Origin of the sequence: Ectothiorhodospira lacustris, from assembly GCF_022227845.1 — a bacterium.
Taxonomy (GTDB): Bacteria; Pseudomonadota; Gammaproteobacteria; order Ectothiorhodospirales; family Ectothiorhodospiraceae; genus Ectothiorhodospira; species Ectothiorhodospira lacustris.
On the sequence record NZ_JAJNQN010000003.1, the window covers coordinates 18,890 to 44,936 of the forward strand.

At 64.3% G+C, this 26,047-nt stretch carries 22 protein-coding genes; 16 read left to right on the forward strand and 6 right to left on the reverse strand.

Annotated features, from left to right (window positions below):
• Window positions 1-4: 4 nt before the first annotated feature.
• Both LQ956_RS03355 and bchF read right to left on the reverse strand, forming a co-directional pair.
• Entirely contained in the window at window positions 5-1,267 is a 1,263-nt protein-coding gene (locus LQ956_RS03355) for a ferredoxin:protochlorophyllide reductase (ATP-dependent) subunit N (protein WP_238629485.1), read from the reverse strand.
• Window positions 1,264-1,767 carry a 2-vinyl bacteriochlorophyllide hydratase gene (bchF, locus tag LQ956_RS03360; protein ID WP_238622628.1) on the reverse strand — a complete coding sequence of 168 codons (504 nt, stop codon included), beginning with the start codon at window positions 1,765-1,767 and terminating at the stop codon, window positions 1,264-1,266. Before bchF ends, LQ956_RS03355 begins: the two co-directional genes overlap by 4 nt.
• Window positions 1,768-2,095: 328 nt before the next feature.
• Between bchF and LQ956_RS03365 the strand changes: the two genes are divergently transcribed.
• The 6 genes from LQ956_RS03365 (at window position 2,096) to fni (ending at window position 8,147) form a co-directional block, all read left to right on the forward strand.
• Complete coding sequence (locus LQ956_RS03365; RefSeq protein WP_238629486.1) at window positions 2,096-3,016, forward strand: cobalamin B12-binding domain-containing protein; 921 nt, start codon at window positions 2,096-2,098, stop codon at window positions 3,014-3,016.
• 96 nt (window positions 3,017-3,112) lie between these two features.
• Window positions 3,113-4,483: a transcriptional regulator PpsR gene (gene ppsR, locus LQ956_RS03370; RefSeq protein WP_238622630.1), complete on the forward strand. Its 1,371-nt coding sequence runs from the start codon at window positions 3,113-3,115 to the stop codon at window positions 4,481-4,483.
• A gap of 119 nt (window positions 4,484-4,602) precedes the next feature.
• Window positions 4,603-5,502 carry a chlorophyll synthase ChlG gene (gene chlG, locus LQ956_RS03375; RefSeq protein WP_238622631.1) on the forward strand — a complete coding sequence of 300 codons (900 nt, stop codon included), beginning with the start codon at window positions 4,603-4,605 and terminating at the stop codon, window positions 5,500-5,502.
• 117 nt (window positions 5,503-5,619) lie between these two features.
• Complete coding sequence (locus LQ956_RS03380) at window positions 5,620-6,816, forward strand: geranylgeranyl diphosphate reductase (RefSeq protein WP_347402071.1); 1,197 nt, start codon at window positions 5,620-5,622, stop codon at window positions 6,814-6,816.
• Between the two features lie 10 nt (window positions 6,817-6,826).
• A complete protein-coding gene (locus tag LQ956_RS03385) occupies window positions 6,827-7,090 on the forward strand; it encodes a hypothetical protein (protein ID WP_238629487.1) in 264 nt (87 codons plus the stop codon).
• 4 nt (window positions 7,091-7,094) lie between these two features.
• Window positions 7,095-8,147 (forward strand): type 2 isopentenyl-diphosphate Delta-isomerase, encoded by a 1,053-nt coding sequence (gene fni / locus LQ956_RS03390; RefSeq protein ID WP_238622634.1) that lies wholly within the window; start codon window positions 7,095-7,097, stop codon window positions 8,145-8,147.
• A 165-nt stretch (window positions 8,148-8,312) separates the two neighbouring features.
• On the opposite strand, the gene LQ956_RS03395 is transcribed toward fni, so the two are convergent.
• From LQ956_RS03395 to LQ956_RS03410, 4 genes are all read right to left on the reverse strand, one after another.
• Entirely contained in the window at window positions 8,313-9,800 is a 1,488-nt protein-coding gene (locus LQ956_RS03395; RefSeq protein WP_238629488.1) for an alpha/beta hydrolase, read from the reverse strand.
• Complete coding sequence (locus tag LQ956_RS03400; protein WP_238622636.1) at window positions 9,800-10,492, reverse strand: HAD family hydrolase; 693 nt, start codon at window positions 10,490-10,492, stop codon at window positions 9,800-9,802. Before LQ956_RS03400 ends, LQ956_RS03395 begins: the two co-directional genes overlap by 1 nt.
• A 42-nt stretch (window positions 10,493-10,534) precedes the next feature.
• Window positions 10,535-11,248, reverse strand: a complete 714-nt coding sequence (ubiG, locus tag LQ956_RS03405) for a bifunctional 2-polyprenyl-6-hydroxyphenol methylase/3-demethylubiquinol 3-O-methyltransferase UbiG (protein ID WP_238629489.1) — start codon at window positions 11,246-11,248, stop codon at window positions 10,535-10,537.
• An 84-nt stretch (window positions 11,249-11,332) separates the two neighbouring features.
• Complete coding sequence (locus LQ956_RS03410) at window positions 11,333-12,670, reverse strand: TRZ/ATZ family hydrolase (protein WP_238622638.1); 1,338 nt, start codon at window positions 12,668-12,670, stop codon at window positions 11,333-11,335.
• 102 nt (window positions 12,671-12,772) lie between these two features.
• Here LQ956_RS03410 and mtnA point away from each other — a divergent pair, with 102 nt between their 5' ends.
• From mtnA to rpsA, 10 genes are all read left to right on the forward strand, one after another.
• Window positions 12,773-13,828, forward strand: coding sequence for an S-methyl-5-thioribose-1-phosphate isomerase (gene mtnA, locus LQ956_RS03415; protein WP_238622639.1), 1,056 nt, complete (start codon window positions 12,773-12,775; stop codon window positions 13,826-13,828).
• Window positions 13,829-14,024: 196 nt separating this feature from the next.
• A complete protein-coding gene (gene gyrA / locus LQ956_RS03420) occupies window positions 14,025-16,595 on the forward strand; it encodes a DNA gyrase subunit A (RefSeq protein WP_238622640.1) in 2,571 nt (856 codons plus the stop codon).
• 122 nt (window positions 16,596-16,717) lie between these two features.
• Window positions 16,718-17,800: a 3-phosphoserine/phosphohydroxythreonine transaminase gene (gene serC, locus LQ956_RS03425; protein ID WP_238622641.1), complete on the forward strand. Its 1,083-nt coding sequence runs from the start codon at window positions 16,718-16,720 to the stop codon at window positions 17,798-17,800.
• 1 nt (window position 17,801) lies between these two features.
• Window positions 17,802-18,965, forward strand: coding sequence for a phosphoglycerate dehydrogenase (locus tag LQ956_RS03430; protein WP_238622642.1), 1,164 nt, complete (start codon window positions 17,802-17,804; stop codon window positions 18,963-18,965).
• A 29-nt stretch (window positions 18,966-18,994) separates the two neighbouring features.
• On the forward strand, window positions 18,995-20,086 hold the full coding sequence (gene pheA, locus LQ956_RS03435; protein ID WP_238622643.1) for a prephenate dehydratase: 1,092 nt from the start codon (window positions 18,995-18,997) through the stop codon (window positions 20,084-20,086).
• Window positions 20,087-20,170: 84 nt separating this feature from the next.
• Entirely contained in the window at window positions 20,171-21,292 is a 1,122-nt protein-coding gene (hisC, locus tag LQ956_RS03440; RefSeq protein ID WP_238622644.1) for a histidinol-phosphate transaminase, read from the forward strand.
• Window positions 21,289-22,146 carry a prephenate dehydrogenase gene (locus tag LQ956_RS03445; RefSeq protein WP_238622645.1) on the forward strand — a complete coding sequence of 286 codons (858 nt, stop codon included), beginning with the start codon at window positions 21,289-21,291 and terminating at the stop codon, window positions 22,144-22,146. Before hisC ends, LQ956_RS03445 begins: the two co-directional genes overlap by 4 nt.
• 29 nt (window positions 22,147-22,175) lie before the next feature.
• Window positions 22,176-23,504, forward strand: coding sequence for a 3-phosphoshikimate 1-carboxyvinyltransferase (gene aroA, locus LQ956_RS03450; RefSeq protein ID WP_238622646.1), 1,329 nt, complete (start codon window positions 22,176-22,178; stop codon window positions 23,502-23,504).
• Complete coding sequence (gene cmk / locus LQ956_RS03455) at window positions 23,504-24,190, forward strand: (d)CMP kinase (RefSeq protein WP_238622648.1); 687 nt, start codon at window positions 23,504-23,506, stop codon at window positions 24,188-24,190. Before aroA ends, cmk begins: the two co-directional genes overlap by 1 nt.
• Before the next feature lie 99 nt (window positions 24,191-24,289).
• Window positions 24,290-25,975, forward strand: a complete 1,686-nt coding sequence (gene rpsA / locus LQ956_RS03460; RefSeq protein ID WP_238629490.1) for a 30S ribosomal protein S1 — start codon at window positions 24,290-24,292, stop codon at window positions 25,973-25,975.
• Window positions 25,976-26,047 lie beyond the last annotated feature (72 nt).

Sequence of the window (26,047 nt, forward strand, 5' to 3'; positions counted from 1 at the left end):
GACATCAGACTCTCAGTTTGGCCTTCCGCAGCAGCGGACGGGCGAAAAGTTCAGCAAGGTCAGCCGCCTGGTCGTAGCCCTGGATGGGCGTGAAGACCAGTTCGATCGACCATTTGGTGGTGATGCCTTCGGCTTCCAGCGGATTGGCCAGGCCCAAGCCGCAGACCGCCACATCAGGCTGTGCGGCCCGGCAACGGTCGAGCTGGTTGTCCAGGTGCTGACCTTCGCTCAGGGTGATGCCTTCGGGCAGCAGTTCCAATTCTTCCGCCAAGTGCCGGCGGTGCAGGTGCGGGGTGCCGATCTCCAGCAGTTCCATGCCGGCTTCCCGGTGCAGGAAACGGGCCAGCGGAATCTCCAGCTGGGAATCCGGGAACATGAACAGGCGTTTGCCTGCCAGCTGTTCACGCATGCGGGCCATGCCGCGGCGGGCGCGTTCAATGCCGGGAGCGGTCACCTTGTCGAACCGTTCCGCGGCGACACCGAAGGTGTCCGCCACCGCCCTGAGCCAGCGGGTGGTGCCTTCCTCGCCCAGGGGGAAGGGAGCGGCAATGCGGGTGGCGCCCCGCTTTTCCAGGCAGCGCGCGGTATCCGCCAGGAAGGGCTGGGCCAGGATATAGCGGGTATTGGGACCAACGGCTGGCATCTCGCGGGAGTTGCGGGCCGGCAGGAACTGCACCCGGGTGATGCCCATGTCTTTGAACAGGCGCATGAACTGATCTTCCACCACGTCCGCCAGGGTGCCTACGACCAGCAGGTCGGGTGCGCTGTCGGCGGGGGCCTGCGGCAATTCAGGGACCAGCGCCGCCAGGCAGGTATCTTCTCCCTGGGTGAAGGAGGTCTCCAGACCGCTGCCGGAATAGCTCAGGACGCGCACCTGGGGCAGGTGCTGCCGGGTTAGACGAGAGGCGGCCTTTTCCAGATCCAGCTTGATGACCTCGGAGGGGCAGGAACCCACCAGAAACAGCATGCGGATGTCGGGACGCCGTTCCAGCAGGCGGGCCACCACACGATCCAGCTCTTCGTTGGCATCGGCCAGACCGGCCAGGTCCCGTTCCTCGATGATGGCGGTGCCGAACCGGGGCTCGGCGAAGATCATGACCCCCGCCGCCGACTGCATCAGGTGGGCGCAGGTCCGTGAACCGACGATCAGGAAGAAGGCATCCTGGATCTTGCGGTGCAGCCAGATGATGCCGGTGAGGCCGCAGAACATGGAGTTCTGCCCCCGCTCACGGATGACGGGGATGTCCCTCAGTTTCTCGGCACTCATTTGGCGGCCCCTTCGGTCGAAGCAGCGGCCTGCAGACGGGCGGCGCGCAGCTTGATCAGAAACTGGGCGGCGTTGATCACGTAGACGGCATAGGCCACCAGAGCCAGGTACATCTGCTGCTCGGTGCTCAGGAAATTCCAGAACAGGGACACCATGTAGACCGTGTGCAGGGCAATTACCAGCATGCTCACCATGTCCTCCCAGAAGAAGGCCTTGGCGAACAGGTAATGACCGAACACCACCTTTTCCCAGATGGCGCCGGTGACCATGATGGTATAGAGAATGAGTGTCTTGAGGACGATGGAGGCATGCGCCAGCCACAGTCCTTCGCCGGTCATCAGATAGCGCACGACCAACCAGGCGCTGACGATGAAAACGACGAACTGTAGTGGTGCCAGGATACCCTGGACCAGTGTCCAAGGCGTCTCGTCGCGACGCCGACGTTCCTCGGGAGTATAGAGTGGGCGGGGCTTGCGCTCACCGGCTCCAGCATGCTGCATTGCGCCTTTCTCCAGACAGCTCAACGTGGTGGCGTGAGTTTGTACAAGGGTCCCGGGTTTGTCAATTAAAGTAGACGTAAGCATTGGTTGACAATACCGCGGCGGGCAACCATGATTTTCGTGGGTAAAAAAGCGCCTTCGTCCTGCTAGACTGCGCGTTTCAGGTGCCGGGAGAACGATTGCGGTTGCCCGGCATTGACCGACCGTCGCCGCCACGGTGGCTTTCAGACATCCTTGGGAGGGGTTGATGGTGACTGCGAGACGACCGGCCAGTCGCGATGGGGGGGTGCCGACCCGTGGTCCTGTTGGGGAAGTGATGGATGCGCGCATGCTCGACGGACACGGCCCTGACGTGGACGGACGATCCCCGCGGAACGGTGAAACCGCGGATTCGCTGCCGGACCAGGATACCGTGCGGCTCAGAACCGAGCTTTCCCGGGTCATAGAAGGTGAGATCATTCCCCGCCTGATGCTGGCGCATCGCACCCGTGCCAATGGCGACGGGCGCCGCGCGGACGCCTCAAAGGGGCGGGGGTCCGTGACGCTCGGACCCGACGCAGCGCCCATCAACGTACAGTCGGTGGAGGAGTTTGCCCGTCTGGTCATGGAGCACGATACCGCTGCCGCCTCATCCTATGTGGATATGTTGCGTGCACGAGGGGCCTCGCTGGAGATGATCTTCATGCAGCTGCTGGCGCCTACGGCCAAGCGCCTGGGAAGGTTGTGGGAGATCGATCAGGCCGATTTTACCGAAGTCACTGTGGGTCTTTGCCGGCTTCAGCATGTCCTGCGGGAGTTGGGGGGTATTTTCGAGGGAGAACTTGGGCGCGATTCGCCCAGCCAGAAGCGGGTACTGATGACGCCTGTTCCCGGTGAATACCATACCTTCGGTCTTCTCATGGTCTCTGAATTCTTTCGTCGTGCGGGTTGGGAAGTCACCTGTGACCCGGCCATCGGCGCCGCTGAACTCAATCATCTGGTGCATCAGGAATGGTTCGATGTGGTGGCCCTGTCCGTCAGCTGTGGACCGCTGTTGGAACGGGTATCCGGAACGATCAAGGGAATTCGTCGCGCCTCCCGTAACCCCTCCGTCGGGATACTCATGGGCGGGCGCCTGTTTGCGGAGAATCCCCAACTGGTCTCCGTGGTGGGGGCCGACATGACGGCGGCGGATGGGAATGAGGCAGTTCGGCGGGCCGAAGAGATGCTGGTCCGGCGGGTGGGTCGTGTGAGTCAGCAGGTTTACTGACGTGATCCGGATAAGGATTTGATACCGATAAGCGTGGAACGAGTGAAGCAGTTCAAAGCCCCAAAGCAGTCGCTCGGGGAACTGAAGCCCGATCAGATGGCGTCGTTGATTGCGGCGGCGGCGGACGTTTCTCTTGTCCTGGATGACGCAGGCGTCATCCAGGATCTTGCCTTTGGCAGCGATGAACTGTCCATGGAGGGTTACGGCCAGTGGTTGGGCAAGCCCTGGGTCGATACCGTCACGCTGGATAGTCGCAACAAGATTGAAGCTCTGCTGCGGGATGCCGGTGCCGTTGGCAGTACCCGCTGGCGCCAGGTCAATCACCCCTCGGGGCGAGGGGTGGATGTGCCGGTCATGTACTCTGCCGTCAGGGTGGGGGATGACGGGCGCGTGGTGGCCATGGGCAGGGACCTGCGCAGCATTGCCGCTCTGCAGCGTCGATTGGTGGAATCCCAGCAGTTGATGGAGCGGGAATATTCGCGTCTGCGACATGCCGAGACCCGCTATCGTCTGTTGTTTCAGGTGGCCTCCGAAGCCGTGCTCATCATGGATGCCGCCACCCATAAGGTGGTGGAGGCCAATCCCGCCGCCGGTGAACTGCTGGGGGAAAGCCTGGCCAGGATGGTCGGCAAGGTGTTTCCGGAAGGTTTTGATCTGGAAAACACGCAGTCCATCCAGGACATGCTGGCCACGGTGCGTGCCACCGGTCATGCGGCGGATGTCAGTGTGCGTTCCCTGGGGGGAGGGCGCGAATTCGTCGTCGCCGCCTCTCTGTTCCGTCAGGACAACGCCTCTCATTTTCTGGTCCGATTGCGCTGCCCGGTACTGGATGCCCTATCCTCGGTGGGTCCACAGATGCATTCCCAGGTGCTGGCCATGGTGGAGCGGGCGCCCGATGGTTTTGTGGTCACCGATCTCAGTGGCCGCATCCTGACCGCCAATCCGGCTTTCCTTGAGCTGGTCCAGATGCCGACCGAAGACCAGGTGCGTGGCCACTCTCTGGGGCGATGGCTGGGGCGGCCCGGTGTTGATCTGAGCGTCCTGGTCGCTAATCTGCGTGAACATGGTTCCGTGCGGCTCTTCAGTACCGCATTGCGAGGTGAATACGGCTCATCCGCCGAGGTGGAGATTTCCGCCGTGGCGGTGCTGGATACGGATACTCCTTGTCTGGGCTTCACGATCCGCAGTGTGGGGCCGCGCATGTCCCGCGATGCCGTGATTGCCCGGGATGGTCCCCGCTCCGTGGAACAACTCACGGAACTGGTCGGACGCGTACCGCTCAAGGACCTGGTGCGGGAGAGTACCGATATGATCGAGCGGTTGTGCATTGAGGCCGCCCTGGAGCTGACCAATGACAACCGGGCCTCGGCCGCCGAGATGCTCGGACTGAGCCGGCAGAGCTTCTATGTGAAACTCAGGCGTTACGGCCTGGGGGATCTGGCCCCGGAAAATGAAGACAAGCCATAGCTGCGAGAATGGGCCCGCGGACGGCTTGATGCGAGTGTCCATCATTCATTACTTATGGCGCCTCCAGGCAGTGTAAATGAAGCTTGACGATCCTGTTGGCCGCGTATAATTTACCCGCCATGTCGATTCCAGCACCCCGCGCAGTCCTTGAACTGCTCAAGCCCGTCACCTGGTTCCCGCCCATGTGGGCCTTTGCCTGTGGCGTCGTCTCATCCGGTGTCGCTCTGCAGGAGCGATGGTGGCTCATCATCGTCGGTGTGGTCCTGGCGGGTCCTCTGATCTGCGGCACCAGTCAGGCGGTCAATGACTGGTTTGATCGTCATGTGGACAAGATCAACGAACCCCATCGTCCCATCCCCTCGGGGCGGATTCCCGGACGCTGGGGGCTTTACATCGCCATCATCTGGACCATCCTGTCCCTGCTGGTGGCCACGGTGCTCGGCATCTGGGGTTTTCTGGCCGCGCTCTTCGGCATGATCCTCGCCTGGGCCTACAGTGCCCCGCCCACCCGTCTCAAGCGCAACGGCTGGTACGGTAACTCCGCCGTGGCCATCTGCTATGAAGGGGTGCCCTGGTTTACCGGCGCGGTGGTCATGACCGTGGGTACGGCTGCCGCCGGCTTCCCCGACTGGCGCATCGTGGCGGTGGCCCTGCTGTACAGCATCGGCGCCCACGGCATCATGACCCTCAACGACTTCAAATCCGTGGAAGGGGATACCCGCATGGGTCTGGGGTCCCTGCCGGTACAGTTGGGCGTGGAGCGTGCCGCTCGCCTGGCCTGCTGGGTCATGGCCCTGCCGCAGGTGGTGGTGATCGCGCTGCTGTTCTCCTGGGGTGCCATGTGGCATGCCCTGGTCATCGCCGTATTGCTGGCCGTTCAGGGCGGACTGATGCTGCGCCTGCTCAAGCAGCCCAAGGCGCTGGCACCCTGGTATAACGCCACCGGTGTCACGCTCTACGTGAGTGGCATGATGATCACTGCTTTCGCCCTGGGCAGCATGAATCTGATGGCATCGTGATCAGCGCCTTGCCAGGGTAGTTTTCGGGGGGGAGTCGAGGCGGACGGGTTCGCCGGACTCCCCTTTTTTTGTGACTTTTTTCCGTGGTGCGGTAGCTAGCCGCGGAGCCGGACAAAGGTGAATCAAATGGCTGAAATGGAAACCTATGATGTGGTCGTGGTCGGTGGCGGTCCCGCGGGGGCGACGGCCGCCACCGATCTGGCCAAAGCCGGACGCAAGGTCCTGCTGTTGGACCGGGAAGGGCGTATCAAGCCCTGTGGTGGCGCCATTCCACCCATCCTTATGACCGAGTTCGACGTGCCGGAAGAGGTGCTGGTGGCCAAGATTCGCTGCGCCCGCATGTTCTCTCCCTCGGATCGCAAGGTGGACATGCCCATTGATGGCGGTTACGTGGGTATGGTGGACCGCAAGACCTTTGACCCCTGGCTGCGCGAACGGGCCGAGCAGGCCGGTGCCGAGCGCCGTGTGGGTACCTACGAGAAGATCGACCGCGACGCCGACGGTACCGCCGTGGTGCGTTACAAGAATGCCGACGACGAAGTGGTGGGTGTGCGCGCCCGGGCCGTGATCGGTGCCGACGGCGCCCGCTCTTCCGTGGCCCGCCAGGAAGTCCCCGGTGCCGACAAGATTCCCCACGTGGCCGCTTATCACGAAATCATCAGCCGCCCCACCAACCCGGAGGCGGAATATGATCCCGAGCGCTGCGACGTCTATTATCGCGGTTCCCTGTCTCCCGATTTCTATGCCTGGGTGTTCCCCCACGGCGATACCGTCAGCGTGGGGGTCGGCTCCGCCCATCGCGGCTTCTCCCTGAAGGGTGCCGTGGATGAGTTGAGAAAGGCCGCCGGCATGGAAGACTGTGAGGTTCTGCGCCGTGAGGGTGCTCCCATCCCCCTGTACCCCATGAAGTGCTGGGACAACGGTCGCGACGTGCTGCTGGCCGGCGATGCCGCCGGTGTGGTGGCTCCCGCCTCCGGCGAGGGCATCTACTACGCCATGCTGGGCGGGCGTCTGGCGGCGGAGGCCGTCCACAGCTTCCTCGCTTCCGGCAAGCCGGCGGACCTGAAACTGGCCCGCAAGCGCTTCATGAAGCTGCATGGTCAGGTTTTTTGGGTGCTGGGGATCATGCAGCGCTTCTGGTACATCAGCGACAAGCGCCGCGAGCGGTTCGTGGCCATCTGCCGCGACAAGGATGTACAGGATCTGACCTGGCAGTCCTACATGTACAAGAAGCTGGTACGGACCCGCCCCCTGGCCCAGATCCGTATCTTCTTCAAGGATATGGGCCATCTGCTGGGCCTGTCCAAGGTCTGAGGGCTGATCCATGGCCCAGTGGTTTGCTTCCGGTCTGGTTGTCGATCTGATCATCCTGGCCATGGTCCTGGAGGCAGGCCTCTTGGGCCTTTGGCACCGCCGTACCGGGCGGGGGATTGCCTTTGCCCGGCTCTGGTCCTTCCTGCTGGCCGGCGTGACCCTCATGCTGGCCCTGCGGGCGGCGCTGACCGGCGCGGAGTGGTACTGGATTTCCTTCTGGCTGCTGACGGGGTTCGTGGCCCATGCGGCGGATCTGTGGCAACGCATGCGGTGAACCCATGGATGCCAGGACACTCAAATCCGCCTCGTTGCGTGACCCTCGTTCCAAGGGTCGGCACATCAAGGCCTGTCTGACCGAACGGGTGCTTTACCGCAGGACTACCGGCCTGGAACGCTTTGACTTCGTGAGTCAGGCCTTGCCTGACATCGCTCTGTCGCAGATCGATCTGTCCGCCACCCTGGCGGGGCACACCCTGTCCGCCCCGCTGATGATTGCGCCCATGACCGGTGGCGATCGCCGTGCCCTTGTGATCAACCACCGTCTGGCCCGGGCGGCGCAGCGTTGGGGCCTGGCCATGGGTGTGGGGAGCCAGCGGGTGGCCATCGAGGACGGCAGTCGGGCGCGTTATTTCGAACTGCGCAGCCAGGCGCCCACCGCCCTGTTGTTTGCCAACTTGGGGGCGGCCCAGCTGGTGAAGGGGTGGGGCAGGGACGAGGCCCTGCGGGCGGTGGAAATGATCCGTGCCGACGCCCTGTTCATCCATCTCAACCCCATCCAGGAAGCCATTCAGGGGGGGGATCTGGATTTTCGCGGTGTCGGAGAACGGTTGACCCGACTCTGTGAAGCCCTCAAGGCCGCCGGTGTGCCGGTGTTCGCCCGGGAGGTGGGCTTTGGCATCAGTGAGCCGGCCGCCCGACAATTGCTGGCCTGCGGCGTGTCCGGTATCGACTGCGCCGGGGCCGGCGGTACATCCTGGGCACGGGTGGAGTCACTCTGCGCGGATTCCGAGCGGGAGCATCTGATGGGAGAGCGTTTCGGTGAATGGGGGATTCCCACCAGCGACAGCATCCTCAATGTGCGGCGGGTTTCCCGGAGCCTGCCCCTGATCGCCTGCGGCGGCTTGACCAACGGCATCGAGCTGGCCAAGGCCCTGGCCCTGGGGGCGGATGTGGGGGGCATGGCTAGGAGCATGCTGGTGAAGGCCTGTCAGGGGGAGGACGCCCTGAACCGTTTCATTGCCGACACCCTGGACGAACTGCGGATCTGCATGTTCGGTACGGGGGCCGCCACCGTGGCGGCGTTGCGGGGCACGGTAGTGCCCTGTCGATAGTTCCTTGGTGCATACCTGCGGGCACAATCCCCGCAGCGGCTCACCGGCTGGTCAATGTTTGAGGTCTTTCAGGACTTCATGCGGAAGGAGCGGGAAAGGGAACGCAAGGCTGCGGTGTCCCGAAAGTGGTTCTAGACGCTCGGATTTCAGCCGGAGTGGGGTGGGTCAAATCAGCGGAAACATCATGGTCAGGGTCCAGCCCAGGAAGGCGGCCATGGCCAGCCCCCCCGCCCATGGACGCTGCACCGGCAGGCTTACCAGCAGGGGCAGGGCCAGCATCACCGGCAGCAGGGGCAGGATGATGAGCAGGAACATCATGCCGTCCACCACGGCGGCGGCGACGCCGACGGTTACCATAGTCACTAGGGTGATGCCCAGGCCAACACCGAAGCCCCGAATGCCTTCCTGTCCCAGCAGGGCGGTGGACAGGGCCACGGCCCAGGGCAGGATCAGCAGGGTCAGTATCGGCAGATAGGGTAGGCGGTGCAGCGGTGGCCACCAGGCCAGCCAGACCTTGGCGCCGAGCACGCCGAAGGCCAGCATCAGCACGCCGAACAGGGCCACCCCCCAGCCCAGGTCCGACCACTCCGGGCGGGGCGGGCGGGTACCCAGGGCCAGCCAGAAGAGCCCGGCCAGGGCCAGCCAGAGGGCGAACTGGGGGCTCACCAGGATGCCCCCCAGTCCATCCAGATAGATCACCTCGCCGATACCGATCAGGGCCACGCTGGCCCCGATGCCGCTCAGGGCGGCGCGCAGCAGGGGACGGCGGGTGTGATCCAGCCAGTCCGGATGCATGCCCAGCAGGGAAGGGGATTCCCGGCGTGTGAACAGGGGGACCAGGGCGCGCCACAGGATCAGGACCGCCAGCAGGTGCAGTAGCCACCAGGCCAGGGTGGGGTTGGGGTCGGCGGCTGGGAGCGAAAGATCCCAGGCCTGGGCAAACCACCCCAGGGAGGCGGTGTGGGCCTCATGGCGGAACAGCACGCCGATGTGTTCGGCATGGGGGATGACGGTGAGGGTGCGGGCGGTGCCCTGCAGGGTGTCGCCACCCTCGCCGCCGGCCTGTTCCAGCAGGGTCCGGGCCGCTGCCAGGAAGGGGCCTTCCCAGGCGCCGGCCATGAGCATCAGGTTGCGGGGGCTGTCCGGGCCGACCTCGCTCTGACCGGGGGAGACGGCCACCACGGCACTCACATCGTTCAGGCGAAGCTTGCCGGCATCAATGGTGGCCCCGGCACCCAGGGAGTGGCCCAGCAGCCCAAGATGTCGGTGATCCACTTCCGGCCGGCTCAGCAGCAGGTCCAGGGCCGTCTGCACGTCCCGCTGGAACTGCTCGGGATCGTTCCACCAATCCAGCGGTGTCTGGTTGCGGCCATGGCCGCTCAGGTCCGGCAGGGCCACCACGACCCCGGACCGGGCCAGGGTCAGGGCCCAGTGACGCATCAGACGTTCGGAACCGGCAAAGCCGTGGGCCATGACCACACCCGGGGCCGGTTCGCTCACGGCGGGCAGCAGCAGGGTGACGGGGACGCCGTCCCGGGTGAGGGACAGGCTCTGCACGCCCCGTTCGGCGGCCAGTACCATCCACCAGGCCAGGGCCATGAGCAGCACCGCCATCAGGGCGGCGCCCAGACGCAGGGGGCGATGCCCGTTCATCACGAGATAGCCCCGAGCCGGGACGCGGCAGGGAGCCAGGGGAGGATCTGTTCCGGGTGATCGATGGCGGCATCGGCGCCCCAGGTGGTGGGCGCCTGGGTCTCATCGATATAGCCGTAAAGGGCGATGAGGGTGTGGGTCCCGGCGGCGCGACCGGCCTGAATGTCCCGCTCTGCGTCACCCACGTAGAGGCACTGGGCTGGTCGGCAGGCGGCCTGTTCGCAGGCCAGCAGCATGGGCAGGGGGTGGGGCTTGCGCTGCGGCGTGGTGTCGCCGCTGATAACGGTGACGGCGCGCCGGTGCAGATTCATGGCGCGGACCAGGGGATCGGTGAGCCAGGCCGGCTTGTTGGTGACGATGCCCCAGTTCAGCCCCAGGTTTTCAATGGCCTGGAGCAGGGCATCCATGCCCGGGAACAGGCGCGTCTCGTGACACAGGTGGTGTTCGGAATAGAGGATGAGGAAACGCTGCCTGAGGGTTTCGAACTGATCGCCTTGGGCGTCGGGAAAGGCCAGTCTGACCAGGGCCGCACCGCCGTGGGAGACCTGGTTGCGGACGACCTCAAAGGGCAGTGCGGGCACGCCCTGTTCCCGTTGCAGGGCGATCAGGGCGGCGTACATGTCGGGCGCGGTGTCCGCCAGGGTGCCGTCCAGGTCGAACAGCACGGTACGCAGGGGTTCGCGGCTGGGCATGGGCTGGTGTTCCCGGTTGGGCTTGGGCTGGATTGCTTCGGCTTATGCCGTGCGGATGGCGTGGGCCAGATAGTTGACGTCCACGCCGGGACCCAGGCGGTAGGTGCCGGAAAGCAACTGGTAGTGCATCCCCATTAGTTCCTTCAGGGTCAGACCGGCCTCGCGCATCCACTGTTCCATCTCCGAGGGGCGGACGAAACGGGCGTATTCATGGGTGCCCTTGGGCAGCATGCGCATGAGGTATTCCGCGCCCAGGATGGCCATGGCAAAGGCCTGGGGGGTGCGGTTGAGAGTGGCGAAAAAGACATGACCACCGGGTTTGACCAGGCGGGCGCAGGCGTGGATCACGGAACCCGGGTCGGGGACGTGCTCCAGCATTTCCATACAGGTGACCACGTCGAAGGCGCCGGGCATGGTTTCCGCCAGCACCTCGGCGGAGGTCTGCCGGTAATCCACTTCCAGGCCGGATTCCAGCAGGTGCATGCGGGCCACGCCCAGACCGGCCTCGCTCATGTCGATACCGGTGACCTGGGCGCCGCGCTGGGCCATGGCTTCGGAGAGCAGGCCACCGCCGCAGCCCACGTCCAGGACCTTGAGTCCCTTGAGTCCGCCGCAGCCTTCGTCGACGTAGTCCAGGCGCAGGGGGTTGATCTCGTGCAGCGGGCGGCATTCACCGTTGGGGTCCCACCAGCGGTGGGCCATGTCACCAAACTTGGCGATCTCGGTGGCGTCGACGTTGTGATGGGTCTCGGACATGGGATATCGGTCTAGTGGGATGATGGGGCATTGTACTCACGGCGGCGATGTTTTATCCACACGGGCCTGCCCGCCGGCAACGGATCATCCCGAGGTGGCCTGATGATCCGCCCGGGCGATCTTCTCCTGCCAATCCCCGATCCGCCGGTGCAGATCGGTTTCGTCAATGGTGGTGAGCTGCCGATCCCGTAGCAGGGGCCGTCCCGACACCCAGACATCACTCACCTGATGGCGGCCGCAGGCGTAGATCAGGTGGGACACCGGATCGTAGACCGGCCGACATTCCAGGTCCTCCATGAACACCGCGGTGATATCCGCATTCTTGCCGGGGACCAGCGAGCCGATCTCATCGGCCAGCCCCAGGGCGCGGGCACCATGGAGGGTGGCCATGCGCAGGGCGGTGTGGGCAGGCAGGGCCGCGGCGTTGCCACTGACTCCCTTGGCCAGCAGGGCGGCGGTACGCATCTCGCCGAACATGTCCAGGTCATTGTTGCTGGCGGTGCCGTCAGTGCCCAGGGCCACGTTGACCCCGGCCTCCAGCAGGGCCTGTACCGGGCAGAAGCCGGAGGCCAGCTTGAGATTGGATTCGGGGCAATGGACCACGTGGGTGCCGGCCTGCGCCAGGTGAGCGATCTCCGCCGGTTCCAGCTGGGTCATGTGAACGGCCATGAGATTGGCGCCGCTCAGGCCCAATCGGGCCAGCCGCTCCAGGGGGCGGACGCCGAAGCGGGCGGTGGCCTCGTTCACCTCGTGGGCGGTTTCATGGACGTGCATGTGGATGGGCAGGTCCAGCTCATTGGCCAGGGTGACCAGCCGCTTCAGGGGTTCGTCGGAGACCGTGTAGGGGGCATGGGGGGCAAAGCAGAAGGAGAGCAGGGCATTGCCTTTATGGCGGTCATAGATCTCCAGGCCCTTGGCGATGTATTCGTCGCCGTTGGCGGCCCAGCTACTGGGGAAATCGATGACGATGAGGCCGATGGCGGCTCGCAGCCCTGCCTGTGAGGCCACCTGGGCAGTGGTCTCCGGGAAGAAGTACATGTCATTGAAGCAGGTGGTGCCGCCGCGGAGCATCTCGGCGGCGGCCAGCAGGCTGCCGTCGCGGACGAAGTCCTCGCCCACGAAACGGCCTTCGGCAGGCCAGATGTGGTTCTGCAGCCAGTCCATCAGGGGCAGGTCGTCGGCCAGGCCCCGCAGCAGGGTCATGGGGGAATGGGTATGGGCATTGATCAGGCCGGGGATGAGGGCATGCCGGCCCAGGTGCCGATGGGTGTCGGCCTGGTAGCGTTGCTCCGCCTCCGAGGTGGGCAGCAGATCGAGGATGCGGCCCTCGTGGATGACCAGGGTATGGTGATCCAGGACCTGATTGTCCGGTTCCACCGGGATGATCCAGCGGGCGGAGATCATTTTTTCGACGTTTTTCATGTCCGAAAAGATAACTTCACCCTGCAACGGCGGGCAAGCGGCACGTGGGTATTGATCCAGCGCACTGGCAGCAAAAGCGTGCCGGACATACAATCCCGCCCCATGAACACACACTCCCACGACTCCATTCGTGCCGTGCAGTGGACCGGCACCCACCTGCGCCTGCTGGATCAGCGGCGTCTTCCCCATGAATCCGTCTATCTGGATATGGATACGGCCCCGGAAGCCGCCGTGGCCATCCGCGATATGGTGGTGCGCGGCGCCCCGGCCATCGGCGTGACGGCAGCCTATGCGGTGGTCCTGTCGGCCCGCCAGGCCTGGGCTCGTGATCCTTCCCGCTGGCGGGATGCCATGCAGGCGGACCTGCAGACCCTGGCTGCCTCCCGGCCCACCGCCGTGAACCTGTTCTGGGCCCTGGCCCACATGCGTCGCCTTATGGACCGTCTGCCCGACGGCGTTGACCCTACCGCCGAGTTGCTGCTGGAGGCGGAGCGCATCCATCACGATGACATCGAAGGCAACCGTCATATGGGCGAGCTGGGTGCCGCCCTGATCGAGCCCGGTAAGGCCGTATTGACCCATTGCAATACCGGATCGCTGGCCACCGGCGGGTACGGCACCGCCCTGGGCGTGATACGCAGCGCCTATGCCAAGGGGCTGATTCCCCATGTCTACGCCGATGAAACCCGCCCCTGGCTGCAGGGTTCACGCCTGACCGCCTGGGAGCTGGTGCAGGACGGCATTCCGGTGAGTCTGCTCTGCGAGGGCGCCGCCGCCAGTCTGATGCGGGAAGGCCGGGTGAGCTGGGTGATCGTGGGCGCGGACCGCATCGCCGCCAATGGGGATGCCGCCAACAAGATCGGTACCTACGGACTGGCCGTGCTGGCCCGCCACCATGGGGTGCGTTTCATGGTGGTGGCCCCCACCTCCACCATCGACATGGACGCGGCCGACGGCAGCGCCATTCCCATCGAACAGCGGGGTGCCGAGGAGGTGCTGGAGCTGGCCGGGAAGCGAGTGGCGGCTGAAGGGGCGGGGGCCTGGAACCCGGCCTTTGACGCCACCCCCGCCGAGCTGATTGATGCCATCATCACCGAACGCGGCGTGGTGGAGCAGCCGAATCGGGAGAAGATGCAGGCATTGATGGGCGGGTGTTAGTTGCCGCGCCCATCCCGGCATGATTGCCCCGGTGTCGTTTCCTGTCGGCCCGGCCGAGCCTGGTCGATGTCGCCGGATTTCAGACCTTGAACGAGAACGGGAAAGGGCCGGCAGACCACTAGCCGGCCCGGCGTTGTGGTATGATCGCCCGCTTGTTCTGACCCATTTTCCGCCCATCATCACGCCCAGAGACTGAATGGCCGAATTCGCCAAAGAAATCCTCCCCGTCAATCTCGAAGACGAGATGCGCCAGTCCTATCTGGACTACGCGATGAGTGTCATCATCGGGCGCGCCCTGCCCGACGTGCGGGACGGACTCAAGCCGGTTCACCGCCGTGTCCTCTTCGCCATGCGCGAGTTGGGCAATGACTGGAACAAGCCCTACAAGAAATCCGCCCGCGTGGTGGGTGACGTGATCGGTAAATATCACCCCCATGGTGATTCCGCCGTCTACGACACCATCGTGCGCATGGCCCAGCCCTTCTCCATGCGGTACATGCTGGTGGACGGGCAGGGTAACTTCGGTTCCGTGGACGGCGATGCCCCGGCCGCCATGCGATACACCGAAGTCCGCATGGCCCGGATTGCCCATGAAATGCTGGCGGATATCGACAAGGAAACCGTCGATTTCGTCGACAACTACGACGGCTCCGAGTCGGAACCCTCGGTCTTCCCCGCCCAGTTGCCCAACCTGCTGATCAACGGCTCGGCCGGTATCGCGGTGGGCATGGCCACCAACATCCCGCCCCATAACCTCAATGAGGTGGTGAACGCCTGCATTGCCCTGATCGATGATCCGGAGCTGGCCATCGACGGGCTGATGGAGCACCTGCCGGGGCCGGATTTCCCCACCGCCGGTACCATCAACGGCGATCGGGGCATCCATGAGGCCTACCGCACCGGCCGCGGCCGCATTTATGTGCGTGCCCGCACCGAGATCGAGACCGATGAACGCACCGGGCGCCAGTCCATCATCGTCACCGAGCTGCCCTACCAGGTGAACAAGGCCCGTCTGCTGGAGCGCATCGCCGAGCTGGTCAAGGAGAAGAAGCTCGAAGGCATCAGCGAGCTGCGGGACGAGTCCGACAAGGACGGCATGCGCATGGTAGTGGAACTCAAGCGCGGCGAAGTCCCCGAGGTGATCATCAACAACCTCTACCAGCACACCCAGATGCAGAACGTGTTCGGCATCAACATGGTAGCCCTGGTGGATGGTCAGCCCCGTCTGCTGAACCTCAAGCAGATCCTGGAGGCCTTCCTGAGCCACCGCCGCGAGGTGGTCACCCGGCGCACCATTTATGATCTGCGCAAGGCCCGTGAACGGGCCCATGTGCTGGAAGGCCTGGCGGTAGCACTGGCCAATATCGACGAGGTCATTGCCCTCATCAAGGCCTCCGGTAGCCCCGCCGAAGCCAGGGAAGGGCTGCTGGCCCGGGCCTGGCATCCGGGTGCGGTGACCGGCATGCTGGAACGCGCCGGTGCCCTGGCTTCCCGTCCTGAGGATTTGGCCTTCGAGCTTGGCTTCAAGGACGACGGCTACCATCTGTCCGAGGCCCAGGCCCAGGCCATCCTGGACCTGCGTCTGCACCGCCTGACCGGGCTGGAGCAGGACAAGATCGTCGCCGAATATCGGGAACTGCTGGATCGCATCCATTACCTGCTGGAGATCCTCGGCAGCCCGGACCGTCTGATGTCGGTGATCCGCGAAGAACTGGAGGCGATCCGTGAGCAGTACGGGGATACCCGCCGCACCGAGATCCTGAGCACCCAGCTCGACCTGACTCTGGAAGACCTGATCACCGAGGAAGACGTGGTGGTCACCCTTTCCCATGCCGGTTACGCCAAGTATCAGCCCCTGAGTGCCTATCGTGCCCAGCGCCGGGGCGGCAGGGGCAAGACCGCCACCACCTTCCGCGAGGAGGACTTCGTGGATCGTCTGGTGGTGGCCAACACCCATGACACCATCCTGTGCTTCTCCAGTCGCGGCAAGGCCTACTGGCTCAAGGTCTATGAATTGCCTCTGGGCAGCCGCATCGCCCGGGGCCGCCCCATGGTCAATCTGCTGCCCCTGGAAGAAGGGGAGCGGATCAACGCCATCCTGCCGGTGCGCGAGTACCGTGAGGATGTCTACGTCTTCATGGCCACCAGCGAAGGTGTGGTGAAAAAGACCCCGCTGGTGGACTTCTCCCGGCCCCGTTCCAACGGCATCATCGCCGTGGGCCTGCGGGATGGGGACTGGCTGGTGGACGTGAAGATCACCGATGGCCAAAAGGACGTCATGCTGCTCACCTCCGCCGGCAAGGCCATCCGCTTCAACGAGGATTCCGTCCGTGCCATGGGGCGGACCGCCAGCGGTGTGCGTGGTGTGAAGCTTGCTGAGGACCAGCAGGTGATTTCCTTGATCATCGTCGATCAGGGCACCATCCTGGTGGCCACCGAGAACGGCTACGGCAAGCGCACCCCGCCCGAAGATTTCCCGCTCCACGGCCGTGGTGGTCAGGGCGTAATCGCCATCCAGACCGGCGGCCGCAACGGCAACGTGGTCGGCGCGACCCTGGTGGGTGATGAGGACGAGGTCATGCTCATTACCAACGGCGGCACGCTGGTGCGGACCCCTGTGGCCGAGATCTCCGTGCTGGGCCGCAACACCCAGGGCGTGAGACTCATCCGTCTGTCCGATGACGAGAAACTGGTGGAACTGGCGCGGGTGGAAGGTCTCAATGGGGAAGGCGAGGATGAGGCCGCGCCCGAGGACGCCGATGTCTGAGCCTGGTAAAACTCAAGAAACATGATGCAGGGGCGGCCCTTGGCCGCTCCTGTGGTGAGTGCCGCCCCCCATCCGGGCGCCGGCACCCTGCATTCTGTTGTGATCCAACCCTGGAGCAAACCATGACACGTGTCTATAACTTCAGCGCCGGCCCCGCCGTGTTGCCCGAGCCGGTGCTGGAACGCGCCCGCGAAGAAATGCTCGACTGGAACGGCACCGGCATGTCGGTGATGGAAATGAGTCACCGTGGCAAGGCCTTTGTCTCCATTGCCGCCCAGGCGGAACAGGATTTGCGGGATCTGCTGCAGATCCCCGCCAATTACAAAGTGCTGTTTCTGCAGGGGGGGGCCACCGGACAGTTCGCCGCCATTCCCATGAACCTGTTACGGGGCAAGACCCGGGTGGATTACGTGAACACCGGCGCCTGGTCCAAGAAGGCCATCTCCGAGGCCAAAAAATATGCGGACGTGAGCGTGGTGGCCACCGCCGCCGACAGCCACTTCTCCACCATCCCGGCCTTCGAGACCTGGCAGCGCAGCAGCGATGCCGCTTATCTGCACTACACCCCCAACGAGACCATCGGCGGGGTGGAGTTCCACTGGATCCCCGAGACCGGCGACGTGCCCCTGGTGGCCGACATGTCCTCCAACATCCTGTCCGGCCCCCTGGATGTCTCCCGCTTCGGCCTCATCTACGCCGGCGCCCAGAAGAACATCGGTCCTGCCGGTCTCACCCTGGTGATCGTGCGTGAAGACCTGTTGGGTGAGGCGTTGCCCTCCACCCCCAGCATCTTCGACTACCAGGTGCAGGCGGAAGCCGAGTCCATGTCCAACACGCCGCCCACCTATGCCTGGTACCTGGCCGGACTGGTATTCCAGTGGCTCAAGGAGATCGGTGGTCTGAAGGTGATGGACGAGATCAATCGTCGCAAGGCCGAGAAGCTCTACAAGGCCATCGACAACTCCGCCTTCTACACCAATCCGGTGGACGTGGCCGCCCGTTCCCGCATGAACGTGCCCTTCACCCTGGCGGATCCCGATCTGGACGGCCTGTTCCTCAAAGAGGCCGAGCAAGCGGGGCTGACCACCCTCAAGGGCCACCGCTCCGTGGGTGGCATGCGTGCCAGCATCTACAATGCCATGCCCGAGGCCGGTGTCGATGCCCTGGTGGAATTCATGGTGGACTTTGAACAGCGCAAGGCCTGACATGTACAAGATCCTCACCCTGAACAACATCTCCCCCAAGGGCCTGGACCGGTTCGGCCATGAGCGCTACGAAGTGGCCTCCGAGATCAGTCAGCCCGACGCCGTCATGGTGCGTTCCTTCAACATGCACCCGATGGAGATCCCCGCCGGTCTCAAGGCCGTGGGCCGGGCCGGTGCGGGGGTGAACAATATCCCCCTGGAGGCCATGACCGAGCGGGGCGTGGCGGTCTTCAATGCCCCCGGTGCCAATGCCAACGCGGTGAAGGAACTGGTGCTGGCGGGCATGCTGCTGGCGGCCCGCAACATCTGCCAGGCCTGGGACTACACCCGCAATCTGGCCGGGGATGACGAGACCCTGCACAAGCAGGTGGAGGCGGGCAAGAAGCAGTTCAGCGGCTTCGAATTGCCGGGCCGGACCCTGGGCGTGGTGGGTCTGGGGGCCATCGGGGTGCTGGTGGCCAACGCCGCCCGCGCCCTGGGCATGAACGTCATCGGCTTTGACCCGCACATCACCGTGCGCGCTGCCTGGCAGCTGGACGCCGGCGTGCAGCAGGCCCTGAGTGTGGATGACCTGCTCGCCCGCTGCGACATGGTGACCTTCCACGTCCCCTTGAACAACCATACTCGCCACCTGCTGAACCGGGAGCGGCTCCACGCCATGAAGGATGGGGCCGTGGTCCTGAACTTCGCCCGTGAAGGCATCGTGGACGAGGTTGCCGTGCTGGAGGCCCTGGAGGCGGGCAAGCTGCGCAGCTATGTGTGCGATTTCCCCAGCAACACCCTCATGGGCAAGGCCGGGGTGATTGCGCTGCCGCACCTGGGGGCTTCCACCCTGGAGGCAGAGGAGAACTGCGCCGTCATGGTGGCGGACCAGTTGCGCGAGTACCTGGAACACGGCAATGTGCGCAATTCCGTGAACCTGCCGGAGGTGGTGCTGCCTCGGGCCGGCAGGGCCCGCTTGGCGGTCATCAACCGCAATCTGCCGGACATGGTGGGCCAGATCTCCCATGTGCTGGGGCAGAACAACATCAATATCGTCCACATGGTGAATGAATCCCGCGCCGGGGTTGCCTACAATCTCATAGACGTGGAAGACGAGATCGGTGAAGAAGCGGCCCGTGCCATCGCGGGCATTGACGGCGTGTTGCGGGTCCGCGTCCTGTAACAGGTCCCACGAGTAGAACGGGTCAAGACATGAGTGGTCAGGACGGGGAGACGCTGGACGGTATTCGCCGGCGTATCGATGCGCTGGACGATGAGATCATGCGTCTGATCAGTGAGCGGGCCGACTGCGCCCAGGAAGTGGCCCGCATCAAGCGGGCCGCCGACCCCCGGGCGGAGTTCTACCGTCCGGAGCGGGAGGCCCAGGTGTTGCGCCGGATTCAGGCGGCCAATCCCGGCCCCCTGAACAGTGAGGAAATGGCCCGTCTGTTTCGGGAGATCATGTCCGCCTGCCTGGCCCTGGAACAGCAGTTGTCCATTGCCTTCCTGGGGCCGGAGGGGACCTTCACCCAGGCCGCCGCCCTCAAGCATTTCGGGCATTCGGTCAACACCGTGCCCATGAATGCCATTGATGAGGTATTCCGGGAGGTGGAATCCGGCAGTGCCCACTACGGGGTGGTGCCGGTGGAGAACTCCACGGAAGGGGTGGTGACGCACACCCTGGACCGCTTCATGCAGTCACCCCTGAGCATCTGCGGTGAGGTGGAACTGAGGATCCATCACCATCTGCTGTCCGTTGTCGGCGAACTGCCCCAGGTGGAGCGGATCTATTCCCATCAGCAGTCCCTGGCCCAGTGCCGGGAGTGGCTGGATGCCCGTTTGCCCCATGCCGAGCGGTTGCCCGTGAGCAGTAACGCCGATGCGGCCCGGCGGGCGGCCAGAGAGCCGGGGGCCGCGGCCATTGCCAGTGAGGCGGCGGCGGAACTCTACGGTCTTAACGTGCTGGCGGCCAATATCGAGGATTCGCCGGACAACACCACACGGTTCCTGGTGATCGGCCCCCGTTCCAGTGGCCCCTCCGGCAATGACAAGACCTCGCTGCTGATATCGGCTCGCAACCGTCCGGGCTCGCTCCACGGCCTGCTCTCACCCTTTGCCGACAACGATGTGAGCCTGACCCGGATCGAGTCCCGACCTTCTCATTGCGTGAACTGGGAATACGTCTTTTTCATGGACATCGAGGGTCATGCCCAGAATGCCCACGTGGCCAAGGCCCTGGTGGAACTGAAGCAGGAAGCGGAACTGGTCAAGGTGCTGGGTTCCTACCCCAAGGCCGTCCTGTAGGTCCCGTATTCGGGAGTCGGAAGCACATCATTCCACGGCCGGTTAATCTTGTGACGGCCGCCAAGAATCAACTCCGGAGACAACATGAGCTGTGACTACCGTGCCCTGGCCAATGTCGGGGTTCAGAGCCTGATGCCTTACCAGCCCGGCAAGCCGGTGGAGGAGTTGGAGCGGGAACTGGGTATCCGCGAGAGCATCAAGCTGGCCTCCAACGAAAACCCTCTGGGTCCCAGTCCTCGTGCCATCCAGTCCCTGGGGGGGCTGCTGGACGGCCTGGCCCTGTATCCGGATGGCGGCGGTTTTGCCCTGCGTCGGCGTCTGGCCGAGGTGCTGGGGGTGGAACCGGCCTGCATCACCCTGGGCAACGGCTCCAACGACGTGCTGGAACTCATCGCCCGGGCCTACCTGTCCCCCGGTCGCAATGGGGTCTTCTCCGCCCATGCCTTTGCCGTCTACCCGCTGGTGGTGCAGGCAGTGGATGCCGAGGCCCGCATCGCCCCCGCTAATCCCGTGGGCCATGCGATGCCCTATGGCCATGACCTGGCCGCCATGGCGGACCGGGTGGATGCCCATACCCGAGTGATCTTCGTGGCCAACCCCAATAACCCCACCGGCACCTGGCTGGACAGTACCGTGCTCAAGGCCTTCATCGCCGCCCAGCCGCGAGAAGCCCTGGTGGTGGTGGACGAGGCCTATTTTGAGTATGTGGAAGAGGCCGAATATCCTGATACCACCCGCTGGCTGGCGGAATTCCCCAATCTGGTGGTAACCCGCACCTTCTCCAAGATCCACGGCCTGGCGGGCCTGCGCATCGGCTATGCGGTCTCCAGCCCGGCAGTGGCGGATATCCTTAACCGGGTGCGTCAGCCCTTCAACACCAACACCCTGGCGCAAGCCGGTGCCCTGGCGGCCCTGGAAGACGACGCCCACGTGCGAGAATCCGTCAAGGTGAACCGGGAAGGCCTGGCCTTCCTGACCGAGGCCTGTCGTGAGCGGGGCCTGGGGTTCATCCCTTCCGTGGGCAACTTCCTGTGCATCGACGTGGGCCGGGAAGCCGGGCCGGTGTATCAGGCCCTGCTCCACCAGGGTGTGATCGTGCGCCCCGTGGCCGGTTACGGCCTGCCCGATCACTTGCGGGTGACGGTGGGACGTGCCCACGAGAACCGGCGTTTCATCGACGCCCTGGATCAGGTGCTGGCCCGGTGATTCGTCGTCTGACTATTTTCGGTGTCGGCCTCATCGGCGGCTCCCTGGCCCTGGCTCTGCGTCAGGCCGGCACCTGCCGGGAAGTGGTGGGGTGTTCCCGTTCCGAGGATCATCTGCGCCATGCGGTGGAACTGGGCGTGATCGACCGTTACAGCCTGGACCCGGCAGAGGCGGTGGCCGGCGCCGACATGGTGGTGCTGGCGGTGCCCTTGGGGGCCATGTGTGGTGTCTGCGCCTCCATCCGCGACCATCTGGACCCGGAGGCCGCCATCACCGATGTGGGCAGTGCCAAGGGCAGCGTGGTGGATGCGGTGCGGGAGGGGTTTGGTGAACTGCCCCATGGGTTCGTGCCCGGCCACCCCATTGCCGGTACCGAGCGCAGCGGCGTTGCGGCGGCCTTCCCGACCCTGTTCCAGGGGCGGCGGGTGATCCTCACCCCGCTGGAAACCACGGATATCAGCGCCTTGGCCAAGGTGCGCACCATGTGGGAAGAAACCGGTGCCGTGGTGGAGAGCATGTCCGTGGCCCACCATGACGAAGTCCTGGCCGCCACCAGCCATTTGCCTCATCTGCTGGCCTTCGGCCTGGTGGACAGCCTGGCCCGTATGGGGGAGCGGGACGAGATTTTCCGCTATGCCGCCGGTGGTTTTCGGGATTTCACTCGCATCGCCTCCAGTGATCCGGTGATGTGGCGAGATATCTGCCTGTCCAACCGGGAAGCGATCCTGTCGGTGATGGCCCATTACCAGGAAGACCTGAGCATGATCACCGAGGCGGTGTCCCGTGGGGATGGCGATCGGCTGCTGGAGATCTTTCAGCGTGCCAAGGCGGCTCGGGATCGGTTCAGTGAGTGAGTGTTTTTTGATGGATTTGGGGTGACTAGATGACACACAGCAGCACGATGGAATTTCTGGTGGAACCGGGCGGGCGGCTTGAGGGCCGTTGCCGTGTTCCGGGTGACAAATCCATCTCCCACCGGTCCATCATGCTGGGCGCGCTGGCGGAAGGCATCACCGAAGTGAGTGGTTTTCTGGAGGGGGAGGACTGCCTGGCCACCCTCAAGGCCTTTCGCGCCATGGGGGTTCGGATCGACGGCCCCGAAGCCGGACGGGTGACCATCCACGGCGTGGGCTTGCAGGGTCTGAAGACGCCCGACGCCCCTCTGGACTTGGGCAATTCCGGGACATCCATGCGCCTGATGGCCGGCCTGCTCGCCGGGCAGTCCTTCGACACCGTGCTCACCGGCGATGCGTCCCTGAGTCGTCGGCCCATGCGCCGTGTCACCGAGCCGCTGTCACGCATGGGTGCCCGCATCGACACCGGCCCCGAAGGTCGTCCACCCCTGACCATCCATGGCGGGCAGTCGCTGGAGGGCATTGACTATGAGATGCCCGTGGCCAGTGCGCAGGTCAAATCCAGTCTGCTGCTGGCCGGTCTTTACGCCCAGGGTCGGACCTGCGTGACCGAGCCGGCACCGACTCGGGATCACACCGAGCGCATGCTGACAGGCTTTGGCTATGGTGTGGCCGGCGACCAGGGTCGGGTCTGCCTGCAGGGCGGGGGACGTCTTGGAGCCACGGCCATCGATGTGCCCGCGGATATCTCTTCTGCGGCCTTCTTCCTGGTGGGGGCGAGCATCGCGCCCGGCTCCGAACTGACTCTGGAGCACGTGGGTGTGAATCCGACCCGTACCGGCATCATCGACATCCTGCAACTGATGGGTGCCGACATCCGCCTGGAAAACCCTCGCGAAGTGGGGGGGGAGCCGGTGGCCGACTTGCTGGTGCGTGCCGCGCCCCTTAAGGGGATCCGCATCCCCGAGGCCCTGGTGCCCCTGGCCATTGACGAATTCCCCGCCATCTTCGTGGCAGCCGCCTGCGCCGAGGGGGAAACAGTACTCACCGGTGCCGAGGAACTGCGGGTCAAGGAAAGCGACCGTATCCAAGTGATGGCGGACGGTCTGGCCGCCTGCGGTATCCGGGCCCGACCCACGCCGGACGGCATCGTGATCCAGGGTGGCCGGTTTCAGGGTGGTGTGGTGCAAAGCCACGGCGATCATCGTATTGCCATGTCCTTTGCCATGGCGGCATTGCGCGCCCAGGGATCCATCCGTATCCAGGATTGCGCCAACGTGAACACCTCCTTCCCGGGGTTTGCCCAGTTCGCCGGTCGGGCAGGGCTGAACATCCACGTCATGGGGGAGGTCGCATGATGTCCGTGCCCGTGATTACCCTGGATGGTCCCGGTGGCTCCGGCAAGGGGACGGTGAGCCGTCTGCTGGCCGAGCGGCTGGGCTGGTCCTTCCTCGATAGCGGTGCCCTGTACCGTCTCGTGGCCCTGGGCGCCCTGCGTCGGGAGATTGCGTTGGATGATGTGGCGCAGGTGTCCGCGCTGGCCCGTCATCTGGATGTGTGCTTCGAGTTGGATGACACCGGCACCCCCAGGGTGCGTCTGGACGGCGACGTGGTGGGCGGCGAGCTGCGGACCGAAGCCTGCGGCGATGCCGCCTCAAAAGTGGCCGCGATCCCTTCGGTCCGACAGGCCCTGTTGGACCGACAACGGGATTTTCGCAGCGCCCCGGGGCTGGTGGCCGACGGCCGGGACATGGGCACGGTGGTCTTTCCGGATGCGCCATTGAAGGTTTTCCTGACCGCGGACACACAAGAGAGGGCCCGGCGTCGCTACCTGCAGTTGAAGGAGCAGGGGCTTAGTGCTAACCTGCCAGCCCTCATAGAAGAATTGGCCGAACGTGATCGGCGCGATGCGGAGCGGGCCGTGGCCCCGCTCAGGCCCGCAGAGGATGCCATTGAGGTGAACTCCACCCACATGAGTATCGATGCGGTCCTGAACGAGATCCTCGCATTGGCGGCGAAACGCGGCCTGGTGACAGCTGTGTGACCACGGTCCGGGGCAGGCAAGCCCGGGATCCTTTTTGAATAACCGGTCTGCAACGGGATTGTGCAGGCCTAAATACTATTTTGCAGGTTCAACCAACCCATGACTGAAAGTTTCGCGCAACTGCTCGAAGAGAGCTTGTCCTCCATCGAGATGCGGCCCGGCTCCATCTTGAATGGCACCGTCATCAACATCACCAACGATATGGTGGTGGTGAATGCCGGCCTCAAGTCCGAGGGCGTCATCCCCATCGAGCAGTTCTACAACGAAAAGGGTGAGCTGGAAATCCAGATCGGCGATCTGGTGGAAGTGGCCCTGGAGTCCCCCGAAGACGGCTTCGGCGAGACCCGCATGTCCCGCGAGAAGGCCAAGCGTGCCAAGGCCTGGGAACGCCTCGAAGAGGCCATGGAGAAGGACGAGACCATCGCCGGTATGATCAGCGGCAAGGTCAAGGGCGGCTTCACCGTGGAACTGGGTGATATCCGCGCCTTCCTGCCGGGCTCTCTGGTGGACGTTCGCCCCGTGCGCGACACCGCCTACCTGGAAGGCAAGGAACTGGAGTTCAAGCTCATCAAGCTGGACCGTCGCCGCAACAACGTGGTGGTGTCCCGCCGCGCCGTGGTGGAGAAGGAATACAGCGCCGAGCGCGAAGCCCTGCTCAAGAACCTGCAGGAAGGCATGGTCCTCAACGGTATCGTCAAGAACCTCACCGATTATGGTGCGTTCCTGGATCTGGGCGGTATCGACGGCCTGCTGCATATCACCGACATGGCCTGGAAGCGGGTCAAGCATCCTTCCGAAGTGGTCAACATCGGCGACGAGATCCAGGTCAAGGTCCTCAAGTTCGACCGTGAGCGCAACCGCGTCTCCCTGGGCCTGAAGCAGCTGGGCGAAGATCCGTGGGAAAACATCACCCGTCGCTATCCGGTGGGCACCCGTCTGTTCGGCAAGATCACCAACATCACCGACTACGGCTGCTTCGTGGAAGTGGAGGACGGCGTCGAAGGTCTGGTGCACGTCTCCGAGATGGACTGGACCAACAAGAACGTGAACCCCGCCAAGGTCGTGGTCGTGGGCGAAGAAGTGGAAGTGATGATCCTCGACATCGACGAGGAGCGTCGCCGCATCTCCCTGGGCATGAAACAGTGTCAGGCCAATCCCTGGGACGAGTTCGCCGCCATGCACAACAAGGGCGAGAAGGTCTCCGGTGTGATCAAGTCCATCACCGACTTCGGCATCTTCGTGGGCCTGGAAGGTGGTATCGACGGTCTGGTTCATCTCTCCGACCTGTCCTGGAACATGCCCGGCGAAGAAGCCGTGCGCAACTTCCGCAAGGGTGAAGAGATTGAGGCCGTGGTGCTGTCCGTGGATCCCGAGCGTGAGCGTATCTCCCTGGGCCTGAAGCAGATGGACAAGGATCCCTTCTCCAACTTCGTGGCCGAAAACGCCAAGGGCTGCATCATTAAGGGCGTTGTGAAGGAAGTAGACGCCAAGGCTGCCGTGGTGGATCTGGGTGACGGTGTTGACGGCATCCTGCGTGCCTCCGAACTGTCTCGTGACCGCGTCGAAGATGCCCGCTCCGTGCTGACCGTCGGCGAGACCGTGGAAGCCAAGTTCGTGGGCGTGGATCGCAAGAACCGCACCGTGACCCTGTCGATCAAGGCCAAGGAAAGCGACGAAGAAGCCGAAGTGATGCAGGACTACAGCGGCTCCTCCGCAGCCACCACATCGCTGGGTGCGCTGTTGAAGGAACAGCTGGCCGGCAGCGGCGATTCCGAGAAGAAGTAAGGCTCGCGCCATCATCCCCGGATGCAATCCATCCGGGGATCTTTGCGTGCAGAGAGTCATGGTCGTGTAACA

Coding starts and splice junctions, on each gene's coding strand:
- LQ956_RS03355 (WP_238629485.1), bottom strand. CDS start 1,267: ATGAGTGCCGAGAAACTGAGGGACATCCCCGTCATCCGTGAGCGGGGG.
- bchF (WP_238622628.1), bottom strand. CDS start 1,767: ATGCAGCATGCTGGAGCCGGTGAGCGCAAGCCCCGCCCACTCTATACT.
- LQ956_RS03365 (WP_238629486.1), top strand. CDS start 2,096: ATGCTCGACGGACACGGCCCTGACGTGGACGGACGATCCCCGCGGAAC.
- ppsR (WP_238622630.1), top strand. CDS start 3,113: ATGGCGTCGTTGATTGCGGCGGCGGCGGACGTTTCTCTTGTCCTGGAT.
- chlG (WP_238622631.1), top strand. CDS start 4,603: ATGTCGATTCCAGCACCCCGCGCAGTCCTTGAACTGCTCAAGCCCGTC.
- LQ956_RS03385 (WP_238629487.1), top strand. CDS start 6,827: ATGGCCCAGTGGTTTGCTTCCGGTCTGGTTGTCGATCTGATCATCCTG.
- fni (WP_238622634.1), top strand. CDS start 7,095: ATGGATGCCAGGACACTCAAATCCGCCTCGTTGCGTGACCCTCGTTCC.
- LQ956_RS03395 (WP_238629488.1), bottom strand. CDS start 9,800: ATGAACGGGCATCGCCCCCTGCGTCTGGGCGCCGCCCTGATGGCGGTG.
- LQ956_RS03400 (WP_238622636.1), bottom strand. CDS start 10,492: ATGCCCAGCCGCGAACCCCTGCGTACCGTGCTGTTCGACCTGGACGGC.
- ubiG (WP_238629489.1), bottom strand. CDS start 11,248: ATGTCCGAGACCCATCACAACGTCGACGCCACCGAGATCGCCAAGTTT.
- LQ956_RS03410 (WP_238622638.1), bottom strand. CDS start 12,670: ATGAAAAACGTCGAAAAAATGATCTCCGCCCGCTGGATCATCCCGGTG.
- mtnA (WP_238622639.1), top strand. CDS start 12,773: ATGAACACACACTCCCACGACTCCATTCGTGCCGTGCAGTGGACCGGC.
- gyrA (WP_238622640.1), top strand. CDS start 14,025: ATGGCCGAATTCGCCAAAGAAATCCTCCCCGTCAATCTCGAAGACGAG.
- serC (WP_238622641.1), top strand. CDS start 16,718: ATGACACGTGTCTATAACTTCAGCGCCGGCCCCGCCGTGTTGCCCGAG.
- LQ956_RS03430 (WP_238622642.1), top strand. CDS start 17,802: ATGTACAAGATCCTCACCCTGAACAACATCTCCCCCAAGGGCCTGGAC.
- pheA (WP_238622643.1), top strand. CDS start 18,995: ATGAGTGGTCAGGACGGGGAGACGCTGGACGGTATTCGCCGGCGTATC.
- hisC (WP_238622644.1), top strand. CDS start 20,171: ATGAGCTGTGACTACCGTGCCCTGGCCAATGTCGGGGTTCAGAGCCTG.
- aroA (WP_238622646.1), top strand. CDS start 22,176: ATGACACACAGCAGCACGATGGAATTTCTGGTGGAACCGGGCGGGCGG.
- cmk (WP_238622648.1), top strand. CDS start 23,504: ATGTCCGTGCCCGTGATTACCCTGGATGGTCCCGGTGGCTCCGGCAAG.
- rpsA (WP_238629490.1), top strand. CDS start 24,290: ATGACTGAAAGTTTCGCGCAACTGCTCGAAGAGAGCTTGTCCTCCATC.